This window comes from Microbacterium sp. 10L49 (assembly GCF_056395125.1).
Map to the genome: position 1 here is coordinate 530,478 of NZ_JBFTIW010000002.1, position 20,276 is coordinate 550,753.

Consider the following 20,276-nt stretch of genomic DNA (forward strand, 5'->3'; position numbering starts at 1 on the left):
TGGTGTGGATCCCTTCGGATGGATTGTGAAGAGGTGCGGTCATTTGATGCCGGTCATGGCGATGCCCTGGACGAAGTGCTTCTGCATCGCGATGAAAAGCACGAGCACCGGGATCACGATGAGGAACGATCCGGCCATCTGCAGTCCGAACTCCGTCCCGTGTCCGCCGGCATCCGACGAGAACAGCGCCAGCGATACCGGGAGCGTGTACATCGAATCGTCCTGAGAGATGATCAGCGGCCAGAGGAAGCTGTTCCACGACCCCATGAACGTGAAGATCGCGAGCGTCGCCAGCGGCGCCTTGCACAGCGGCAGGACGATCTGGAAGAACGTCCTGAACTCCCCTGCTCCGTCGATCCGGGCGGCATCCAGCAGGGAGTCGGGGATCTCGAGCATGAACTGCCTCATCAGGAAGACGCCGAACGCTCCGACCATGCCTGGGAGGATCAGCCCCCAATAGGTGTTCACCATGCCCAGATTCGCGATCAGAACGAACTGCGGGATCAGGGTGACGATCCCGGGGACGAACATGGTGGACAGGACCACGACGATGATCACGTTCTTCCCGGGGAAGCTCATCTTCGCCAGCGCCCAGCCGACCATCGATGAGAACAGCAGGGTCGTCGCGACGGTGGCGCCGGCCAGGATCACCGAGTTGACGAACGGTCGGACGATGTCGAACTCGAAGAGCCATGCCGTGAAGTTGTCCAGCGTCGGATGCTCGGGCCACCACGTGACCGGTCGTGCCATGATCTCGGCATTCGTCTTGAACGCTCCGAGCACCATCCACACGAACGGCAGGATCGTGGCGGCGAGGCCGATCGAGAGGACGATCATCACCAGGAGATTGCCCCAGCGGAGCGGGGGCCGATGCGTGCGCGTAACGGTCATGGTCAGGTCCTCTGCCGAAAGAAGCGGAACTGGACGATCGCCAGGATGCCGACGAGCACGAACAGGACGTACGCGCCTGCTGCCCCGACCGAATAGTTCCCGTATTTGAACTGGTTGTAGACCTGCAATGCGATCGAGGTCGTCGAGTCCAGCGGGCCGCCGTTCGTCATCACGAACGGCTCGTCGAAGAACTGCATGTACCCGGTGGTGATGAGGATCGTGTTGAGGAGGATCGTCGGCATCATCATCGGGATGGTCACCCGGAAGAACTTCTGCCTGGCGTCGGCCCCATCGATCGACGCCGCCTCGTTGATCTCCGACGGGATGCTCTGCAGCCCCGCAAGGAAGATGACCATCGATCCGCCGATGTTCCGCCAGATCGCCATCACCGTGATGGCGAGGAGCGCCGTGTGCGGATCGCTCAGCCAGTTCGGTCCGTTGATCCCGATCCAGCCGAGGATCGTGTTGATGACCCCGGTGTCCTGGTACATCAGGCGCCACACGATCGCGACGGCGACGATCGTGGTGATCACCGGCATGTAGTAGCCGACGCGGAAGAACGTCGCCACCCGGCGGCTCAGCGAGTTCAGCAGGACCGCGAGGACCAACGCGATGAACGTCGTGGCGGGCACCCCGATCACGACGAACAACAGCGTGTTGCGCAGCGCGTGCAGGAACGACTCGTCGGTGAGGACCGTGACGAAGTTCGCGAACCCGACGAAATCGACGTTGAACGGGTTGCGGATGTCGCGCGCCCTGAGGTCGGTGAACGACATCGCCAGCGAGCTCACGAGCGGGATCATGCCGAACACACCGAACGTCAGCACGAACGGCGCGACGAAGATCCACGCGATGAGCGCCGAGCGGCGGCGCTGCGCGGCCAGGGAAGAAGTCTTCCCCGGCCGCTTCGGCGTGCTGTTCACCACCCGAGCCCGATCCCGTCCGCCTTGGCCTGGATCTCCTTCGCGGCCTGCGCACTCGTGATCTGCCCGCTGGCGACCTGCTCCGAGTATTTGCCGAGGAGATCCGCGATCTGCGACCACGCCGGATAGTTCGGCATCGCGACGGTGTCCTTCATCTGCTGCATGAGCACCTTCGTCACGGGATTGTCCTGGATCGACGGGATCTCACCGGCGGCGATGTTCGCGGGGAGCTCCTTCTGCAGGCCGAACCATTCCTCCTGCTGCGTCTTCTTCCCCATCCACGACAGCAGCGACCATGCCGACGCCTTGTTCTTCGCCGAGGCGAAGACGCCGAGGTTGCCCCCGCCGATGTACTGGTTGTTGTTGCCGCCGGGACCGGTCGGGAACACGGTGTAGCCGACCGCGTCCATGGTGAAGTCGGCTGGCGCTGTGCCGGTCTTGATCGCCTGCGAGAAGACATCGAGCATCCACGGTCCCGAGATGAACATCGGCGTGCCGCCGTTCTCGAACGTGGCGTCGGTCGTCTCCAGAGGCGCCTCGTGACGCGCGAAGAAGCCGGCGTAGAAGTCCAGCGCCGAGATCAGCTCCGGCGTGTCGATGGTCCACTTCTTCCCGTCCGTCAGTTTTCCTCCGGCCTGCGAGTCGAACGGCACGATGACCTGCGCGGGCTGCTCGACCGGTCGCGGCAGGCTGATGCCGTAGGTCCCTCCGGGGCGGGCCTTGAAAGCGGCAGCCATCGTCTCGATGTCCGCCCAGGTCTTCGGCGCCGACAGGCCGAGCTGGGCCGCGATGTCCTTCCGATAGAACAGGAAGCGGGTCTCGACGTACCAGGGCATCGCGTAAGAACCGTCCTGGCCGGTCACCGAGTCCACCGCGGCCGGATAGAAGTCCTTGGTGTCGTAGACGCCGTCCGGCACCCGCTCGAAGGCACCCATGCCGATCGCGGTGGCCGTTTGATCGCTGCCGGTCATGATGATGTCCGGGCCCTTCCCCGCCGCCGTCGCGGTCTGGACCTTCGTGATCACCTGATCCCAGGGCACATCCGTGACCTTCAGGGTGGCGTGCGGATTCGCCTCCAGCCACGGCTTCGCGAGAAGCTTGAGATTGTCGGCGTGGCCGCCGGCCGTCCAGACTTCGACGACGCCATCGGCCTTGCCCTCGGCGGCCGGTCCGGCGGACCCCTGCCCACCGGCCTCGCCGGCCGCCCCGCGCCCGCATCCCGAGAGGATCAGGACGGCGCCGAGCGCCATCGCCGTGATCGTGGTGGCTCGCAACCTTCGCATGCGCACTCCTTCGTGTTTCGACATGTCTTTACGAAATTTTGACTGCTGTTGTCGAAATATTAGGGCGCAAAGCTCGATCCGTCTACTGCCAGAATCGCTTTTCTTCTGCCGGAGCGTGCGATAGTGTTTTCGGAAAGTCCGATGAAGGGAACCATGGCAGTCCACCTCGACTTGATCGCTTCGGAGGCCGGAGTCTCCGTTCCCACCGTCTCGAAGGTCCTGAATTCGCGCCCCGACGTCGCCCTCGCCACGCGGGAGCGCGTCACCGCGGTGCTCGAAAGGCACGGCTATGCGATCCGCCCCCGAGCGACCACGGGTTTCCTGGATGTCCGCGTCGTCAGCCTCGATGGAGCATGGTCCGAGGCCGTCGTGCGCGGCGCGGTCGAGGCCGCACGAACGCACGGCAAGGACGTCGTGCTCGCCGTGGAGCCGTCACCCGACGACTGCGATGACTGGGTGCGGCACGCGCTGGCCCGGGGCACCGACGGGTTGTTGAGCGTCGTCGCCGTGCCGAGCGATGACGCACGTCGCGCTCTTGCCGAGGCCGGCGTCCCCCTCGTCGTGGTGGATCCGCTGCACCGGGCCCCCGAGGGCACACTGTCGATCGCCGCCACGAATTTCCAAGGCGCTTTCGACGCCGCCCAGCATCTGCTGGCGCTCGGTCACCGGCGCATCGCCACGATCACGGGATCGCTCGACCAGGACAACGCGATCGCGCGCCTTGCGGGCTTCCAGGCGGCGATGCTGCAGGCCGGGCTCCGCGTCGACGACGACCTCGTCGTTCGCGCGCATTACGGCATGGATCAAGGACTCGCCGCGACGAACACCCTGCTGGCGCTCGCCCAGCCGCCCACAGCGATCTTCGCCGCGAGCGACGACACCGCGATCGGGGCGATCCACGCCCTTCACGAGCAGGGGTTGCGCATCCCCGACGACATCTCGGTGATCGGCTTCGATGATCTGCCGCCTGCGGGCTGGACGGATCCGCCGCTGACCACCATCCGCCAGCCTCTAGCGCAGATGGGCGCTGCCGCCGTGGACGCACTCGTCCAGCTTCGACTCGGCCGCACCCCTGCAGCCCGCACGGAGCTGTCGACGACCCTGGTCGTACGATCCTCGACGGCCTCGCCTCGAACAGATCAGGCCTGACCGAGGGGCCGGCTCGCCCTACCGACCCGACAGGGCCGGTAGGGCAGCACGGACGACGGAGGCCGCCGGGCGAACCCGACGGCCTCCGTTGATCGCACCGTGGCGGATCAGCCGAAGAAGGACTTCAGCAGATCCCACACCCAGCCGAAGACCGCGCCGATCACCTCGAGCACGCCGCCGTGGCCGTTGCCGCGGCTGACCTGCACGGCTGCGGTGGCCTGGTTGCCGTCGGCCTGCACGACCGCGAGGGTGTACTTGCCGGGCTGCGTGCTCTTCGGCACGACGGGTGCCGCCGAGAACGCACCGTCCACACCGACCACCGCCGTACCCAGTGCGACGACCTCGCCCTTCTTGCCGCGCAACTCCAGCGTCACGGTCTGACCCGGGGTGAACTTCGCCCCACGGATCGCCACCGGACCGCCGGCCTGCACCTTGCCGTTGCCGGCGACCTCGACGGTCCCCTGGAACGGCCCGGTCTGACCTGCCACCGTGATCGGCAGGTCGACGACGGTGCCCGTGCCGGCGACCGCGACGTGCAGCGTCTGCGCGCCGTTGAGGCCCGCGGGGATCGCGAACGTCAGCGTGGCCTTGCCCGCCTCGTCGTACGCGTCGAGCGTCATGGCCCCATCGACCGCGGACGTCGCGAGCGGCGAACCGCCGAGCGAGACCGTGACACCGCCCGGAGCCTGCTCCCCCGCGGTGAACGCGAGCGAGGTGAGGTTCAGGGTGACGCTCTCTCCCGGCTTGTAGCCGGCCGCATCCGTCGGAGCGGACAGCACCGCACCGACCGCGCGCTGAGCGAGATCCGGGGTCGCGGTCTTGTTCGCGGCGAACCAGTCGACCATCGACTGCAGGTCCACCTTGCCGGTGTCCTTCTTGCCGGTGCCCTGCTGGAACGCCGTGAACGCGTCGCCGCCTGCCGCGAGGAAGGCGTTGGCCCCCACCGTGTAAGTCGCGGCCGCATCGATCGGTGCGCCGTTCACGAAGATGCCCGTGATGTGCGACCCCGCCGCAGCGGCCGGGTCGTACGTGTAGGTCAGCTCCTTGGAGACGCCGACCTTGAGGAACGGACGCGCGGAACCCGCGGGCTGCCACTGCTGCTCGAGCACCTGCTTCACCTGGGCGCCGGTGAGCTTCACCGTCATCAGGGTGTTGGCGAACGGCTGCACCGTCGCCGCCTCCCGGTAACTGACGCTGCCGTCCGCATCCCCCGCGCCGTTGGACGCGTAGGTGAGGTTGGCGCGCAGACCACCCGGGTTCATCACCGCGAAGTCGGCTCCGGTGGACCACTTCTGCACGTCGGCGACGAAGTTGCCCAGGCTGGACTCGCCACCGCGGTTCTCCGTCTTGCCGTCGCTCTGCCGTGCGCGGTTGAAGTCGGCGGTGATGTCGCCGAGCTTCACAGCACCCAGCTCGTCCGCCTTCTTCTTCGCCGCGTCGATGATCGCCTGCACCGCGGGGTCGGCCGGGTACTGCGGCACCTTGTTGACGGTGAGCGGCTTGATCTCGTTGGTGATCGAGAGCAGCTTCTTCGTGGCGGGGTCGACCTTGAGGTCCATCAGGCCCATGTTCTCGCCGTACTGGCCGGCGGAGACCACCGGGCGTCCGTCGATCACGTGGTTGTATGCGAGGTGCGTGTGCGCCGAGACGATCGCGTTCACGCTCTTGTCGACGCCCTTCACGATCTCGCCCAGACGCGACTCGGGCGTGATGCTGGCCACATCGGTGGTGGTCGCGCCCTCGTGCACGAGCAGGATGATCACATCGGCCTCGCCGTTGGACTCATCGCCGTCCTTCAGCGTGGCAGCCACCTGGTTCACCGAGGTGGCGATGTCGCGCACCTCGAGGCCCTTCATGCCGTCCGGCGAGACGAGGGTCGGCAGATCCTCGGTCACCGCGCCGATGAAGCCCACCTTGATGCCCTGCACGTCCTTCACCCACGCCGGGGTGAGGGCCGGCTTGCCGTCGGCGGTGAGGAACACGTTCGAGCTGAGGTACGTCCAGTCCGCACGCGGGATGACCCGGTCGCGGAGGTCGGCGTAGCCCTGGTCGAACTCGTGGTTGCCGGCCGCGCTCACGTCGAGGCCGGCGGCGTTCAGCGCGTCGATCGTGGGGTTGTCCTGCTGGATGAACGACGTGAACGTGGAGGCGCCGATGAGGTCACCGGCAGCCGCGAAGATCGTGTTCGGGTTCTGCTTGCGGAACTGCTCGACCGCGCCCGCCACGACCGCTGCACCGGCGGCGGCGCCGTCGGCCTCGATGCGTCCGTGGAAGTCATTGATCGTCGCGATGTTGATGTCGACCGGATCCGCTGCGCCCTTGAGCCCGACGACGATCGGGTCGTGGTCGCTGGAGCGGTACGGCGTGCCCGCCTCGGTGGCGGCGAACGCGTAGCCGCGGTCGCTCCACTCCGGCGAGTTGATGTTCCACACGCCGGCGCCGGTGATGGCCTTCGCCGCGGACGGCGACGCGATCACGTGGTCGAGGGATCCGAGCTCACCGTCGAAGGAGTAGGTGTACTGCCCCGCCGCGTGCGTCGGCTCGACGTCGGTCCAACCGGCCTGGGTGAACACGTCGATCGGATCCTCCTTGCCGTAGGCGTTGAAGTCTCCGACCAGGAACACGTCGCCGCTGCCCGAGTCGTTCTGCACCTTCTGCGCGAAGGCCAGTTCGGCCTTGGCCTGCGCGACGCGGTCGGCGTTGAAGAAGCCCTGGCCGTCGGCCGGCTCCGGTCCCGCATTCTGCGGCGGGGACTTCGACTTCAGGTGCGTCGTGACGACCGAGAGCACGCGACCCTGGGCGGTCTGGAACGTCTGCGCGATCGGCTCGCGCGCGTTGCCGAACACGGTCTCATCGACGATGGTCGAGGCATCGCCCTTGAGCGTGACGGACGCCCTCTTGTAGATGATCGCGGTGGTGATCGCGTCGGTGATGGACGCGTCGTTCAGCGCCTGCGGCGTGCGGACGTAGTCCCACACATCGGATCCGGCCGCGTCGTTGAGCCCCTGCACGAGGTTCTGCAGCGGCGCGTCGAGAGGGAGTCCGAACTTCGGCCCGTTCTCGACCTCCATGAGACCGACCACGTCGGCGCCCAGTCCGTTGATCGCCGAGACGATCTTCGAGCGCTGGATCTGGAACTGCGCCGCCGTCTTCGCGCCACGCGCGTCGGCGTTCTCGCTGGAGAGCGTCGTGAAGAAGTTGTAGACGTTGAACGACGCCACCTTCACGTCGCCGCCGGTCGCCGGCGGGGCGTCCGTGCGCGGGTTCTCGTTGCCGAACGTCGGCTTGTGCGAGGCGTCGCTCGTACCCGAGATCGGCACCACCGGCTGCAGCCGCCAGTCGTCGAAGCCGTACTGCAGGACCTCGCCCTCGGCGGGGAAGCTCACGGTGTCGCCGTTGCGCACGACCGTGTCCTTCGTGAAGTACGGCTGACCGCCGGTGTGTCCGCCCTTGCCGATCTGCGACGACCAGCCGTCGTCGAGCAGGATCCGGTTCGCGCGGTTGGCGGCGGTGATCGCGTCTGCTTCGGCACCGGGGCGAGCGAGCTCGGTCGCCTTGACGTTGAGCTTGTCACCGGCGTTGAGCCACAGCGTGCCGTAGTTGTACAGCTGGTGGCTGGAGGAGAGCTTGTACGTACCGGTGGGCGCGACAAGCATGTTCTCGTACGCCTCACGGTCGGCGCCGCGCACGCTGTCGGGCAGCGCGACCGGCTGCGGCAGGCCCGCGCCGGCCGTCACCACGGAGATGTCGCCCACCGTGGCCGGGGTGATCTGCGTCTGGCCGAAGTACTCCGACACCTTGCCCATCACCGAGACGAGGTCGCCGCGCGCCACGGACGGGGCGAGCGCGTTCAGGTAGACGAAGATGCCGTCCGAGGCGCCTGCCGTCTTGACGTCGCCACCGGTGCCGGCGGTCTGGATCGTGACGCCCTTGTAGCCGCCGGTGCGGTAGTCGCCGGTGACGACGCCCTGCACGGTGACGGTCTGGTCGACGAACGGCGAGGTGTCGCCGGTGCCCTGCACCTCGGCGATGGCCTTCGCCGCACCGGGAGCGGGGGTGTCCGTCGGGGTCGGGGTCGGCGTCGGCTCGGGGTCGGGACCCGGGTCGGTGCCGTTGTTCTTCGTGTTCGTCGGCGTGATGCTCGCCGAGAGGGTGAAGTCGGTGCCGTTGGCATCGCTGTCGGCGCCGTTCGTGCGGTTCAGCGACTTCACGTCGGTGTTGCCGGCCGGAGCCGAGGCCGGGGCGCTCTCGAACGTGTTGGACGTGCCGTAGCCGAGCAGATCGATCACGTCGGGGCTGACGGTGCCGCCGGCGACGGATCCGGTCGGCAGGGTGATCGCGGACGCGCCCTTGACCAGCGCGAGCGTGCCGGAGCTGCCGCTGGGGTTCAGGCCGCCGGTCGCGTCAGCCGCGGGCAGCGCGGCGCCATTGGTGCCGTTACTGCCGCCCTGCACCAGGTAGTACCCGTGCGCCGGGATGGATCCGACGAGTGGCACGACGCCGCTCGAGGCGCCGGTTCCGGTCGCCGAGCGGTACTGGATCGAGGTGCCGTCGAGCGCGATCGCCGCGTCGGTGGGGTTGTAGAGCTCCACGAACTTGTTCGTGAACGCCGCGCCGGCGCTGCCGCCGGACAGATACGCCTCGTTGATCACCACCCCGGTTCCGGAGGTGTCGGCGAAGGCCGGGAGCGCCACGAGGGCGCCGGCGCCGACGGCGCTGATGGTGGTGACGGCGAGCGCGCACAGGCGCACCCGCCTTCTGCGATTCACGACGGGAACCGCGCGGTTCTCGTCGGCAGGGGCGTTCGTCAAGGTGCTGTCTCCTCGCGGGGTGGGGCGCCGGCCGCCTCGTGGGACCGCCGACGGCGCCGCCTGGGGACGGCGCATACGACCCGACCCTAAGCGAGGCTATGCGTGGGCTTCAAGGACCTTAGGGGCGCGCTGAGAGGAGTTCACTGTCAGGACAACGGATCTTCACCGGATGGCGCGCGAAGGTGCAGGGCAGACGCGCTCCTTGCTCGTACGAGCGGGAGGTTCGCGGTCGTCTCTTTCGGAGATGTACGCCATCCTCGGACCGGATCCGGGAATCCCTCCGAGCGAAGCGCACATCTCCGACGCGAGGGGTCAGGCCGCGGCCCACGGTGGCGCGCCGGGACTCAACTCGCAGCCGAGTGCGGGACTCAGCCGGCGGCGGCGGTGCCGTGCCGCTCGTCGAAGTCCTCGACCTCGCGCTCCCAGGCATCCTTCGCCAGGCGGTACCAGAGGTAGAACGCGAAACCCGCGAAGATCGCCCACTCGACGGCGTAGAAGATGTTCAGCCAGTTGACCGAGGAGTGCTCCTCCGGCGCCGGCGAGGAGATCGTGTCGAGTCCGCCGAGCGGGGTGGCGGAAGCGAGGTACGGCCGGTAGACGTTCAGCTCGGCGGTGTCGTGCCAGAACCCGAGCAGCGCGGCCGGCGACATCCGGTCCATGCGGGTCGGCTGATCCTGCGGCGGGGCCACGGGCCCCTCATCGGAGATGAGTCGACCGGTCACAGAGACGACGGATCCGTCGGCGGTCTGCTCCAGGCGCTGCACAGCGGCCTTGGCGGCCTTCTCATCGGGGGCCCAGCCGATCGCGACCGCCAGCGAGGTGGGCTCCGCGGTGCCGGCGATGCGCAGCTGCCCGGTCACCCAATAGCCCTCGGCACCGTCATTGAAACGCGAGGCGACGATGAGGAAGTCATCGGGGACCCAGGATCCGCTGGTCTCGGCGCGCTGACCCACCAGAGGTGCGTCCAGGTAGGCGCCCGGCTTCACGACCTGGTCGATCGGCAGCACCTTCTCGGTGGCCCCGGGCGGCGGCGGGTTCGTGTCGATGGCGCGGCCGAGCTGCCACTGGCCGAGCCAGGCGAACACGCCGGCCACCACGAGGCACAGCAGCAGCATGCCGATCCACCGGCCGCGCAGCATGACCTCGCGCAGGGTCGGCGGGAACTCCGGGGTCGGAACGGCGGAGTGCTGCGGAGAGGACACGGGACGGTTCAAGAACGGCGGACGTTCAGGACTCGTACGGGGAGAGCACGACCTCGACGCGCTGGAACTCCTTGAGGTCGGAGTAGCCCGTGGTCGCCATCGACTTGCGCAGGGCGCCGATGAGGTTGGCGGTGCCGTCTGCGACGGGGGCGGGACCGTACAGGATCTCCTCGAGCGTCGCGACGCCGTCGACCGCCACGCGCCGGCCGCGCGGCAGCTTCGGGTGGTGCGCCTCGGGACCCCAGTGGAAGCCCTGGCCGGGAGCGTCGGTGGCTCGCGCGAGCGCGACGCCGAGCATGACCGCGTCGGCGCCCATCGCGAGCGCCTTGACGATGTCGCCCGAGGTGCCCACGCCGCCGTCGGCGATCACGTGCACGTAGCGGCCGCCCGACTCATCGAGGTAGTCACGGCGCGCTGCGGCGACGTCGGAGACGGCCGTGGCCATCGGCGCGTGGATGCCCAGCGTGGCGCGGGTGGTGGAGGCCGCTCCCCCACCGAAGCCGACCAGCACGCCCGCCGCGCCGGTGCGCATGAGGTGCAGGGCCGCGGTGTAGGTGGCGGCACCGCCCACGATCACGGGGACATCGAGGTCGTAGATGAACTTCTTCAGGTTCAGCGGCTCGGCGACGCTCGACACGTGCTCGGCCGAGACGGTCGTGCCCCGGATGATGAACAGGTCGACGCCCGCCTCCACGACGGTCTGGTACAGCTCCTGGGTACGCTGCGGCGTGAGGGATCCGGCGACCGTGACCCCGGCCTCACGGATCTCGGCCAGACGCGCCTTGATCAGCTCGGGCTTGATCGGCTCGGCGTAGAGCTCCTGCATGCGCGACGTGGCGGTGGCCTCGTCGAGACCGGCGATCTCGGTGAGCAGCGGCTGCGGATCCTCGTAGCGGGTCCACAGGCCCTCGAGGTCGAGCACACCCAGGCCGCCGAGCTGGCCCAGCATGATGGCCGTGCGAGGGCTGATCACCGAATCCATCGGGGCGCCGAGCACGGGGATCTCGAACGGGAACGCATCGATCGTCCACGCGGTGGAGACGTCCTCCGGGTTGCGGGTGCGCCGCGACGGCACCACCGCGATGTCGTCGAACGTGTATGCGCGACGCGCGCGCTTGCCTCGGCCGAGCTCGATCTCCTGAGTCACGACCCCAGCCTACCCGGGTTGCCTCTGCCGCCCTCAGCGGGTGCGCGCGACCCGGCGCTCGTCCCACACCGGCGCGTCCGACTCGTACACGCCGCCGTCCTCGCCGAACACGAGGAAGCGGTCGAACGAGCGCGCGAACCAGCGGTCGTGGGTGACCGCGACGACGGTGCCCTCGAACCTCGCGATCGCGTCCTCGAGCGCCTCGGCCGACTCGAGGTCGAGGTTGTCCGTGGGCTCGTCGAGCAGGAGCAGGGTCGCACCGGACAGCTCGAGCAGCAGCACCTGGAACCGTGCCTGCTGCCCGCCGGAGAGCTGCGAGAACTCCTGCTGCGCCTGGCGCACCAGCCCGTAGCGGTCCAGGGCCGAGCTGGCCGCATCCCGGGGCATCCCCGCCCTGCGGTCGTCGCCGCGGTGCAGGATCTCGAGCAGCGTGCGTCCGGCGAACTCCGGATGCGCGTGGGTCTGCGCGAACAGGCCTGGCACGACGCGGGCGCCGAGCACTGCGGTGCCGGAGTGGGCGACCTCGTCGAGCCGCTCCCCCGCGCCGGTGAGATGTCCGAGCGTCGCATCGGGATCGCTGCCGCCGCGGGCCAGCAGCCGCAGGAAGTGAGATTTCCCGGATCCGTTCGAGCCCAGCACGGCCACACGGTCGCCGAACCAGAGCTCGGCATCGAAGGGCCGCATGAGACCGGTCAGCTCGAGGTCGGTGCACACGATCGCGCGCTTGCCCGTGCGTGCACCGCGCAGTCGCATGTCGAAGTCCTGCGCAGGCGGGCGCTCCTCGGGCGGTCCCGCCTCCTCGAACTTGCGCAATCTGGTCTGCGCGGCCTGATAGCGGGAGGCGAAGCCGTCGTTCGCGGACGCCTTGACCTTGAGGTTCGCGACGAGAGTCTTCAGCTTCTCGTGCTGCTCGTTCCAGCGCCGGCGCAGCTCATCGAGCCGGTCCAGCCGATCGATCCGCGCCTGATGGTAGGTGCCGAACCCTCCACCGTGCACCCACGCCGTGGCGCCCGCGCCGCCCGGCTCGAGCGTGACGATGCGATCGGCCGCCCTGGCGAGCAACTCGCGGTCGTGCGACACGAGCAGCACCGTCTTCGGCGTCTCGCGCAGCCGCTCCTCGAGCCAGCGCTTGCCTGGCACGTCGAGGTAGTTGTCCGGCTCGTCGAGCAGCAGCACGTCATCCGGGCCGCGCAGCAGCGCCTCGAGCGCGAGCCGCTTCTGCTCGCCTCCCGAGAGCGTCGCGAGATCACGGAACCGCGCCCGCTCGAAAGGGACGCCGAGAGCGGCGACCGTGCACTGGTCCCAGACCGTCTCGTGCTCGTATCCGCCGGCGTCCGCGTATTCGGCGATCGCGGTCGCATACCGCATCTGTGTGGGCTCGGTGTCGTCCTCGATCAGGGCGTTCTCGGCGGACTCGAGCGCCTCGGCCGCCACCCTGATCCGCGAGGGCGCAACCGCGATGAGCAGCTCGTGCACGGTCTGCCCCGCGCGACCATGGCCCACGAACTGGTCCATCACGCCGAGGGATCCGTCGATCGTCACGACCCCGGCGTCCGGAGCCTGGTCGCCGCGGATGATCCGCAGGATCGTGGACTTGCCGGCGCCGTTCGGCCCGATCAGGGCGCTCGTGGATCCGGCGCCGACGCGGAACGAGGCCTCATCGAGCAGGGGGCGGCCGTCGGACAGGGTGAGCGAGACGCCGGCGACATCGATGTATCCCACGGTGGTGGTCCTTTCGCCCGCGACCTCTTGCGCGACAGCGAGCCGACCAGGCTATCAGGAACAGCGGCCGGCTACAGCCGGTGCTCGTTGCGCGGCAGCACCTCGAGCACATGCGGCAGCTTGTTCGGGAAGCACGCCCGGAACAGTTCGGTGATCTGCGGATCGGATCCGTAGTCGTCCACGATCCGCAGTCCGATCATGGTGCTGATGAGCATGCCCTCGGCGAGGAAGCTGCGCGCCTCGTCGGCCTCGAGGCCCACCTCGTCGCGGAAGAAGCGCCAGACCCTCGCGAACCCCTGGCGGGCCGCAGCTCCGATGGCCGGATTGCTGCCGAGGAGGTAGGCGTGCGCGAGCGTCTGGTGCAGACCCCGCACCTCGATGAGGTCGACGTAGGCCTCCCCGATGCGCTTGCCGACGGGCTGCTCACCGCCCTCGTCCGACGCGGCGAGCGCCTCGCGGAAGACCGACAGCAGGCGGTCGAGCGAGAACTCGATCGTCGCGAGGAAGAGGTTCTCCTTGGATCCGAACAGGCGCACGACATAGGGCTGACTGACGCCCGCGGCGCGCGCGACCTGGTCGGTCGTGGCCCCCTCGTAGCCGCGCGAGCCGAAGACCGTGAGCGCGGCGAGGATGATCTGCGCGCGCCGCTCCGGGGAGGAGAGACGGCGGCCGGAGTCGTCGCCGTGGGCGGTGTCCGTGGGCGCTGCCGATGTCATGCCGAAAGGTTATCAGCGAATGACTTGACTTTGTAATCATTCGATTACTACATTGACTCCAGCGCTAGTAATCATTCAATTACAACTGGAGCTTCCCATGACCGTTCCCTCGCCCGCCGCAGCCGCTCGCCGGAGCCGCAACAGCCTCGTGCCCCGGCCATCGCGCCCGGTCGCGCTCGTCATCGCCGCCGCCTCCCTGCCAATGTTCATGGCGACCCTCGACAACCTCGTCATGACCAATGCCCTCCCCGTGCTGCACCGCGAGATGGGCGCCACGATCGAGCAGCTGCAGTGGTTCGTGAACGCGTACACGCTGGCCTTCGCCGGCGCGATCCTCGTCGCCTCCGCGCTCGGCGATCGGTTCGGCCGCCGCACGGTGTTCGCGCTCGGCATCGCCCTGTTCGGGGCCGGCTCATTGTTCGCGGCGCTCAGCACAGACCCGGGCCAGCTCATCGCCGCCCGCGCCGTGCAGGGGCTGGGTGCGGCCGCCGTCATGCCGCTGTCGCTCGCCCTCCTCACCGGCGCGGTGCCCGCCGCGCGGCGCCCGCTCGCGATCGGCATCTGGGGCGGTGTCTCCGGGCTCGGCGTCGCCGTCGGACCGCTCATCGGCGGCGCCATCATGGAGGGCTGGAACTGGCAGGCGATCTTCTGGATCAACGTGCCCATCGCCGTGATCGCGATCCCGCTGGCCCTGATGGTGCTCGCCAACGACTTCGGCGCCCGCGTGCGTATCGACGTGCCGGGCGCGGTGCTCGCCGCCGGCGGCGTGCTGGCCCTCGTCCACGCGATCGTGCGCGGCAACGACGACGGCTGGGACACGATCGGCGTGATCGCCGAGCTCGCCCTGGGCGGCGCGCTCCTGATCGCGTTCCTCGCCTGGCAGCTGCGTTCGGCCGCGCCGCTCATGCCGCTGCGGCTGTTCCGCGACCGGTCGTTCTCGATCACGAACGTCGTCGGCTTCGCGTTCAGCTTCGGCACCTTCGGATCCGTGTTCATCCTGATCCAGTTCCTGCAGGTCGTGCAGGGCGCGACCCCGCTCGAGGCCGCCGTGCAGACGACGCCGTGGACGCTCGCGCCGATGATCGTGGCGCCGCTCGCGGGCCTGATCGCGCCGCGCGTGGGCACGAGGGTGCTGCTCGTCACCGGCCTGCTGCTGCAAGGCGTCGCCCTGGGCTGGCTGGCCGCCCAGCTCGCCACAGACGTGCCCTACGCCGCTCTCGTCGCACCCTTCGTCCTCGCCGGCATCGGCATGGGCCTCGTCTTCGCCCCCTCGGCGACGGCACTGCTCGCCACGCTCGGCCTGATCGACCACGCGAAGGCGTCGGGAGTGAACTCCACGCTCCGCGAGCTGGGCGTCGCCCTTGGCACCGCCGTGATGACGGCGATCTTCGTGGGCGCCGGCGGCCAGCTGCTGCCCGACCACTACGTCGACGCCGCTCGCCCCGCCGTGTTCACCGGCGCCGCGGTACTGCTGGTCGCCGCCGTCATCGCGCTCTGGCTGCCGGCTGGGCGCGGCGGGCACGCGGAGGATGGGATCGACGTCGAGGCGGAGGCCGCCATTCCGGAGGCTCTCGCCGCGGGTCGCTGATCCCGCCCCCTCCCTGCTCGCTGGTCGCAGATTGCGGTTCCACGGCAGGAATGACCGCAATACGCGACCAGCGAGCAGGGCCAGGTGGACGACGAAGGCCCGGATCCGATTTCAGGATCCGGGCCTTCGGAGATCTCAGCGCTTGTAGTTCGGCGCCTCGACCACGATCTGCACGTCGTGCGGGTGCGACTCCTTGAGCCCGGCCGCCGTGATGCGCACGAACTTGCCGCGCGTCTTGAGCTCCTCGATCGTGCGCGCGCCGACGTAGAACATCGACTGGCGCAGGCCGCCGACCAGCTGGTACGCGACGGCGGACAGCGGGCCGCGGTAGGGAACCTGGCCCTCGATGCCCTCGGGGATGAGCTTGTCGTCGCTGGGCACGTCGGCCTGGAAGTAGCGGTCCTTCGAGTAGGACGTCTGCTTGCCGCGGGTCTGCATCGCGCCGAGCGAGCCCATTCCGCGGTACAGCTTGAACTGCTTGCCGCCCTGGAACACGATCTCGCCCGGGGACTCCTCGGTACCGGCGAGCAGGGATCCGAGCATCACGGCGTCGGCACCGGCGACGAGCGCCTTGGCGATGTCGCCGGAGTACTGCAGGCCGCCGTCTGCGATGACCGGGATGCCGGCCGGGCGCGCGGCGAGCGACGCCTCGTACACGGCCGTTACCTGCGGCACGCCCACACCGGCGACGATGCGGGTGGTGCAGATCGAGCCAGGGCCGACGCCGACCTTGACGGCGTCCACTCCGGCGTCGACGAGCGCCTGCGCGCCCTCGCGGGTCGCGACGTTGCCGCCGATGATGTCGATGTGCGCGAAGGACGGATCCGCCTTGAGTCGCTTGACGAGGTCGATCACGCCCTGCGACTGGCCGTTGGCGGTGTCGACGACGAGCACGTCCACACCCTTGTCGCGCAGCGCCTCGGCGCGCTCCCAGGCGTCGCCGAAAAAGCCGATCGCAGCGCCGACGCGCAGCCGGCCCTGGTCGTCCTTGGTGGCGAGCGGGTACTTCTCGCTCTTGTCGAAGTCCTTGATGGTGATGAGGCCGGCGAGCTTGCCGTCCTTGTCGATGAGCGGCAGCTTCTCGACGCGGTGCTTCGCGAAGAGCGCGATGACCTGTGCGGCCTCGACGCCGACGGGCGCGGTCACGAGGTTCTCGCTCGTCATCACGTCGCGCGCGAGTGTGGTCTGCTTGGCCGATCCGGAGACGAAGCGCATGTCGCGGTTCGTGACGATGCCGACCAGGCGGCCGTCGGGGTCGACCACGGGCAGACCCGAGATGCGGTACTTCGCGCACATCGCGTCGACCTCCGCGATCGTCGCGTCGGGGGTCGTGGTGATCGGATCCGTGATCATGCCGGACTCGCTGCGCTTGACGCGGTCGACCTGCGCGGCCTGATCGGCGATGGAGAGGTTGCGGTGCAGGATACCCAGGCCGCCCTCGCGCGCCATGGCGATCGCCATGCGCGCCTCGGTCACGGTGTCCATCGCACTGGAGAGCAGAGGTGTGGCGACCGAGATCCGGCGCGTCACACGCGAGGAGGTGTCCGCCTCGCTCGGGATCACGTCCGTGTGCCCGGGCAGGAGCAGGACGTCATCGTAGGTCAATCCGACAAAACCGAACGGGTCGTGCTGCTCCATGGGTTGCGGGGCTCCTCTTCTGCGCGCGTGTATCGATTCTAAGTGCCGCGTGGGGTGCGGTATTCCCAGGAACGGACTCGTGGAGTGGACGCTCAGGGGCGCTCATCCGCGGCGCATGCGAGCGGCCGCCGTCACAGGGGGATGACGGCGGCCGCGGGCGAAGAGGAGAACGGGGCCGATCCCGGTCCCGCCGCCGGATCAGGCCGTGATGGTCGCAGTGCCCGTGCCGCCGAGAACCTCGGCGGTGATGGCGCCACCCACCGGCGCGACGTTGTTGAACGTCACCTTGACCTGCGCGGTCGTCGACGCCGTCACCTGGAAGATGGCCGGCCCGCCGGCCGCAGGGTCGCCGCTGACGAAACTCAGGCCGGACAGGCCCGAGTACGAGGCGGCCGTCGCGCCGTTCGCGAATGTGAAGGTGACGAGGGTGCCGGCCTTGAGGGAGCCGTCGACGTAGTTCGCGCCGTCGGTGTACTGGCCCTGGATCTTGAAGTTCGGGTTCGTGCCGACCTTCGGGTTCGCCGTCGCGGTCACTTCGGCGTAGTTCGCCACGGGCGCCGTCTCGCTGGCCGCCGCGAGCGGCGTCGCCACCGCCGCGGCGATGACCGGCAGCGACCACGCGGCACCCTTGACGATGGCGCGGCGGGGTACCTGGCGTGCGGGAAGGGTATCGGGCATGACTGCTCCAGTTCTGTCTGCGTCCGTCGGGGCGGAGGCGGTGAGACCGCTCCCCGCGGGTGCCGGGGGCGGTGGTCCTCCGTCATCCAACCCGCGGATCCTCCCTCGGGAGCACCGAGCGTTCCACCCCGTCGACCCGCGTGCGAAACCGGTCGTGTCAGGTATGACTACGGCCTGACAGGCCGGATCGTGCCGCCGCACGCAGGCGTGCAGGCGACGGCAGGTCCTCGGCCGCCATCGCCCGCGCCAGACTCGACCCGTTGCTCAGACCGACCTGCACGGCGATCGCGTCGATCGTCTGCGGCGGCTGGCCCTCCTCCTGCAGCAGGGCCACGGCGGCGGCCACGCGAATGCGCCGGATCTCCTGTCGGATCGTCCGGCCCGACGACTGGAACTCGCGCTCCAGCTGGCGCAGCGACACATTCACCTCGGCCGCCACCTCCGCGGGGCTGAGCCCCGCGTCCGCATGACGTTGCCGCAGGATCGCGGCGGCGCGCTGATGGATGGAGGGCACGGTCGCAGGCCCGACGCCGATGGTCGCCCGCCGGATCGCCACCAGGAGCATGTCGCGCAGGATCTGCGAGAAGCGCCCGCGCGAGAGTACATCGATCTCGTCGTCGCCGTGCAGAGTGTGCACGAACGCTCCGATGGGCCGGAGCAGCGCCGCGTCCTCGATGGGGATCGCCGCATTCCTCGGCAGCGAGAACTGCGGGATCTCGTCCAGGGGCATGCCGATGCCGATCATCTCACCGGAGGATGAGGATGATATGCGCACCGAGGCCGTTCCGGTCACCACAATCCCCTGGCCATCGCGGATCACCTGCCGGCCGTCGCGGGTGGGGATCTCGACGGATCCCCCGCGCACCAGGAACAGTCTCAGGCGTCCGGCGGCGACACCGGAGGCGCGGTCGGAGCCGGCGTCGTGCTCATGGACCGAGATGGTCACCGCGCCGAACACCAGGTTCTTCGGCGGCGCGGACGCGGCCGGAGCCCCCGCCGCACGGAGAGCCCCCGTGCTCGTGGCACTCGGCCGATCTCGGACGCTGGCCAGCCGGGCGACGACGTCCCCGGACGGAAGTTGCTGAACCAGCACGCTTGCCTCCCCATGGCTCCCCACGAGCCGTTCCGATATGCGGCGAGCCTTTCGGGCATCCGGACCTCGACTCGCCACAGAGGAAGGAGTCGGCGACCGGGAGGAGGTGACGCGCGCGCCGATCACAAGCGGGGTCGCACGCACTCGGCGTAAGGAGGCGGACCTGGCCACAGCGAGGCCTCGGGCGCGCGCGGGGCCGGCTCTGCGGGCCACTGGGGCCGGGCGCTCAGCGACCCTGCTCGCTGCGCCATCGTCGCGCAGACCCGGATCTAGAGGACGCGGATCCCGCAGACGCGGATCCCGCAGACGCGGGATCCAGCAGACCCGGATCCGGTCGACCCCGATTCCGAAGCCGGCCGCCGCGAGAGGGTCAGGGCACGGGGATCGTGTCGGTGCCGGGGTTCGACGCCTCGACCGTTCCTCGGCCGGATCGGATCCGGCGGGCGGCGAGCGCGAGGTCGATCAGGAACACGGCGATCGCGACCCAGACGATCGCGAAGCCGATCCACCGCTCGGTCGGCATCGGTTCGTGCATGACGAGCACGCCGACCAGGAACTGCATGATCGGGGTGATGAACTGGATCATGCCGATCACGGTCAGCCCGATCCTGCGGGTGCCTGCGGCGAACAGCAGCAGCGGCACGGCGGTGGCGATGCCCGCGAAGGCCAGCAGGCTCGCATGGAGCGGGCCGTTCGCGCCCATCGTGATGCCGGTGGTGAGTCCCACGGCGATCAACTGCACGACGGCGACCGGCAGCAGCCAGAACGACTCCAGGGTGAGACCGCTCACGGCGTCGACCGAGGGACCGATCTTCTTCTTGACGAGTCCGTAGATGCCGAACGAGGCGGTCAGCGAGAGCGCGATCCATGGGAAGGTGCCGTGGGCGAAGACGATCACCAGCACCGCGACGGTCGCGATCCCGATCGCGACCCACTGCAGCCGGCGCAGCTTCTCCTTGAGCACGAACACGCCCAGCAGCATGGTGCCGATCGGGTTGATGAAATAGCCGAGGCTGGTCTCGACGATCTCGCCGTTCAGGGTGGCGAGGACGAACACCTGCCAGTTGATGTAGATCAGCACCCCGGCGAGCGCCGTCAGCGCCAGCAGTCGCGGCTGCCGGACGATCGTCATCAGCGGCTTCCAGCCTCGGGTGATCGCCAGCAGGATGAGGCAGAACACGAACGAGAGCGCGACCCGCCAGGCCACCAGTTCCCACGGGCCCGTCGGCGCGAGCAGCAGGAAGTACAGCGGCAGCACGCCCCACAGCAGATAGGCGCCGATCGCGGAGGCGACGCCCACGGTCTGGGCGCTGCGGGGGGTGGTGGTCACCGATCCACCCTATTGCCGTGCGGCGACGAGGCAGGCCGCTGTGCGAGATGCAAGGCCCACGGATCCCGATCCGTCTCCAACACACGACGAAGGCCCGGATGCGCA

14 protein-coding genes are annotated in these 20,276 nt (G+C 69.0%); 2 read left to right on the forward strand and 12 right to left on the reverse strand.

The annotated features are described in order from the left end of the window. Nucleotides 1-39: 39 nt before the first annotated feature. The 3 genes from AC1DCT_RS07005 to AC1DCT_RS07015 are packed head-to-tail and all read right to left on the reverse strand — an operon-like array spanning nucleotide 40 to nucleotide 3,097. Nucleotides 40-891 carry a carbohydrate ABC transporter permease gene (locus tag AC1DCT_RS07005; protein WP_441977726.1) on the reverse strand — a complete coding sequence of 284 codons (852 nt, stop codon included), beginning with the start codon at nucleotides 889-891 and terminating at the stop codon, nucleotides 40-42. Nucleotides 892-893: 2 nt separating this feature from the next. Then, nucleotides 894-1,814, reverse strand: a complete 921-nt coding sequence (locus AC1DCT_RS07010; protein WP_477428212.1) for a carbohydrate ABC transporter permease — start codon at nucleotides 1,812-1,814, stop codon at nucleotides 894-896. Next, the gene (locus AC1DCT_RS07015; RefSeq protein ID WP_477428214.1) at nucleotides 1,811-3,097 is read right to left on the reverse strand and encodes an extracellular solute-binding protein; all 1,287 of its coding nucleotides are present in this window, start codon (nucleotides 3,095-3,097) and stop codon (nucleotides 1,811-1,813) included. The genes AC1DCT_RS07010 and AC1DCT_RS07015 overlap by 4 nt, the downstream gene beginning before the upstream one ends. 153 nt (nucleotides 3,098-3,250) lie before the next feature. Between AC1DCT_RS07015 and AC1DCT_RS07020 the strand changes: the two genes are divergently transcribed. After that, on the forward strand, nucleotides 3,251-4,246 hold the full coding sequence (locus AC1DCT_RS07020) for a LacI family DNA-binding transcriptional regulator (RefSeq protein ID WP_440733922.1): 996 nt from the start codon (nucleotides 3,251-3,253) through the stop codon (nucleotides 4,244-4,246). Nucleotides 4,247-4,353: 107 nt separating this feature from the next. Here AC1DCT_RS07020 and AC1DCT_RS07025 read toward each other — a convergent pair whose 3' ends face one another. The 5 genes from AC1DCT_RS07025 to AC1DCT_RS07045 all read right to left on the reverse strand — a co-directional run bounded on the left by AC1DCT_RS07025 (nucleotide 4,354) and on the right by AC1DCT_RS07045 (nucleotide 13,844). Beyond that, nucleotides 4,354-9,057, reverse strand: a complete 4,704-nt coding sequence (locus AC1DCT_RS07025) for an ExeM/NucH family extracellular endonuclease (RefSeq protein WP_477428216.1) — start codon at nucleotides 9,055-9,057, stop codon at nucleotides 4,354-4,356. Between the two features lie 368 nt (nucleotides 9,058-9,425). Next, nucleotides 9,426-10,196 carry an SURF1 family protein gene (locus AC1DCT_RS07030; RefSeq protein WP_477428443.1) on the reverse strand — a complete coding sequence of 257 codons (771 nt, stop codon included), beginning with the start codon at nucleotides 10,194-10,196 and terminating at the stop codon, nucleotides 9,426-9,428. A gap of 88 nt (nucleotides 10,197-10,284) precedes the next feature. Further along, nucleotides 10,285-11,406 carry a GuaB3 family IMP dehydrogenase-related protein gene (locus AC1DCT_RS07035; protein ID WP_477428218.1) on the reverse strand — a complete coding sequence of 374 codons (1,122 nt, stop codon included), beginning with the start codon at nucleotides 11,404-11,406 and terminating at the stop codon, nucleotides 10,285-10,287. A 33-nt stretch (nucleotides 11,407-11,439) separates the two neighbouring features. Continuing rightward, nucleotides 11,440-13,128, reverse strand: coding sequence for an ABC-F family ATP-binding cassette domain-containing protein (locus AC1DCT_RS07040; protein WP_477428220.1), 1,689 nt, complete (start codon nucleotides 13,126-13,128; stop codon nucleotides 11,440-11,442). A gap of 71 nt (nucleotides 13,129-13,199) precedes the next feature. Next, nucleotides 13,200-13,844, reverse strand: a complete 645-nt coding sequence (locus AC1DCT_RS07045; RefSeq protein WP_441977730.1) for a TetR/AcrR family transcriptional regulator — start codon at nucleotides 13,842-13,844, stop codon at nucleotides 13,200-13,202. A 97-nt stretch (nucleotides 13,845-13,941) separates the two neighbouring features. Here AC1DCT_RS07045 and AC1DCT_RS07050 point away from each other — a divergent pair, with 97 nt between their 5' ends. After that, nucleotides 13,942-15,432, forward strand: coding sequence for a DHA2 family efflux MFS transporter permease subunit (locus tag AC1DCT_RS07050; RefSeq protein WP_477428222.1), 1,491 nt, complete (start codon nucleotides 13,942-13,944; stop codon nucleotides 15,430-15,432). A gap of 135 nt (nucleotides 15,433-15,567) precedes the next feature. Here the strand turns inward: AC1DCT_RS07050 and guaB are convergent, their stop codons facing one another. The 4 genes from guaB to rarD all read right to left on the reverse strand — a co-directional run bounded on the left by guaB (nucleotide 15,568) and on the right by rarD (nucleotide 20,171). Continuing rightward, a complete protein-coding gene (gene guaB, locus AC1DCT_RS07055) occupies nucleotides 15,568-17,070 on the reverse strand; it encodes an IMP dehydrogenase (RefSeq protein ID WP_477428224.1) in 1,503 nt (500 codons plus the stop codon). Nucleotides 17,071-17,268: 198 nt separating this feature from the next. Further along, complete coding sequence (locus AC1DCT_RS07060) at nucleotides 17,269-17,748, reverse strand: hypothetical protein (protein WP_477428226.1); 480 nt, start codon at nucleotides 17,746-17,748, stop codon at nucleotides 17,269-17,271. 157 nt (nucleotides 17,749-17,905) lie between these two features. Beyond that, nucleotides 17,906-18,841, reverse strand: a complete 936-nt coding sequence (locus AC1DCT_RS07065) for a helix-turn-helix domain-containing protein (RefSeq protein WP_477428228.1) — start codon at nucleotides 18,839-18,841, stop codon at nucleotides 17,906-17,908. 370 nt (nucleotides 18,842-19,211) lie between these two features. Beyond that, a complete protein-coding gene (rarD, locus tag AC1DCT_RS07070) occupies nucleotides 19,212-20,171 on the reverse strand; it encodes an EamA family transporter RarD (protein WP_441977733.1) in 960 nt (319 codons plus the stop codon). Between the last annotated feature and the right edge of the window lie 105 nt (nucleotides 20,172-20,276).

Excerpts from the sequence above, each read along its gene's own strand:
- AC1DCT_RS07005 (WP_441977726.1), bottom strand. The coding sequence starts at position 891 with ATGACCGTTACGCGCACGCATCGGCCCCCGCTCCGCTGGGGCAATCTC.
- AC1DCT_RS07015 (WP_477428214.1), bottom strand. The coding sequence starts at position 3,097 with ATGCGAAGGTTGCGAGCCACCACGATCACGGCGATGGCGCTCGGCGCC.
- AC1DCT_RS07020 (WP_440733922.1), top strand. The coding sequence starts at position 3,251 with ATGGCAGTCCACCTCGACTTGATCGCTTCGGAGGCCGGAGTCTCCGTT.
- AC1DCT_RS07030 (WP_477428443.1), bottom strand. The coding sequence starts at position 10,196 with ATGCTGCGCGGCCGGTGGATCGGCATGCTGCTGCTGTGCCTCGTGGTG.
- AC1DCT_RS07045 (WP_441977730.1), bottom strand. The coding sequence starts at position 13,844 with ATGACATCGGCAGCGCCCACGGACACCGCCCACGGCGACGACTCCGGC.
- AC1DCT_RS07050 (WP_477428222.1), top strand. The coding sequence starts at position 13,942 with ATGACCGTTCCCTCGCCCGCCGCAGCCGCTCGCCGGAGCCGCAACAGC.
- guaB (WP_477428224.1), bottom strand. The coding sequence starts at position 17,070 with ATGGAGCAGCACGACCCGTTCGGTTTTGTCGGATTGACCTACGATGAC.
- AC1DCT_RS07060 (WP_477428226.1), bottom strand. The coding sequence starts at position 17,748 with ATGCCCGATACCCTTCCCGCACGCCAGGTACCCCGCCGCGCCATCGTC.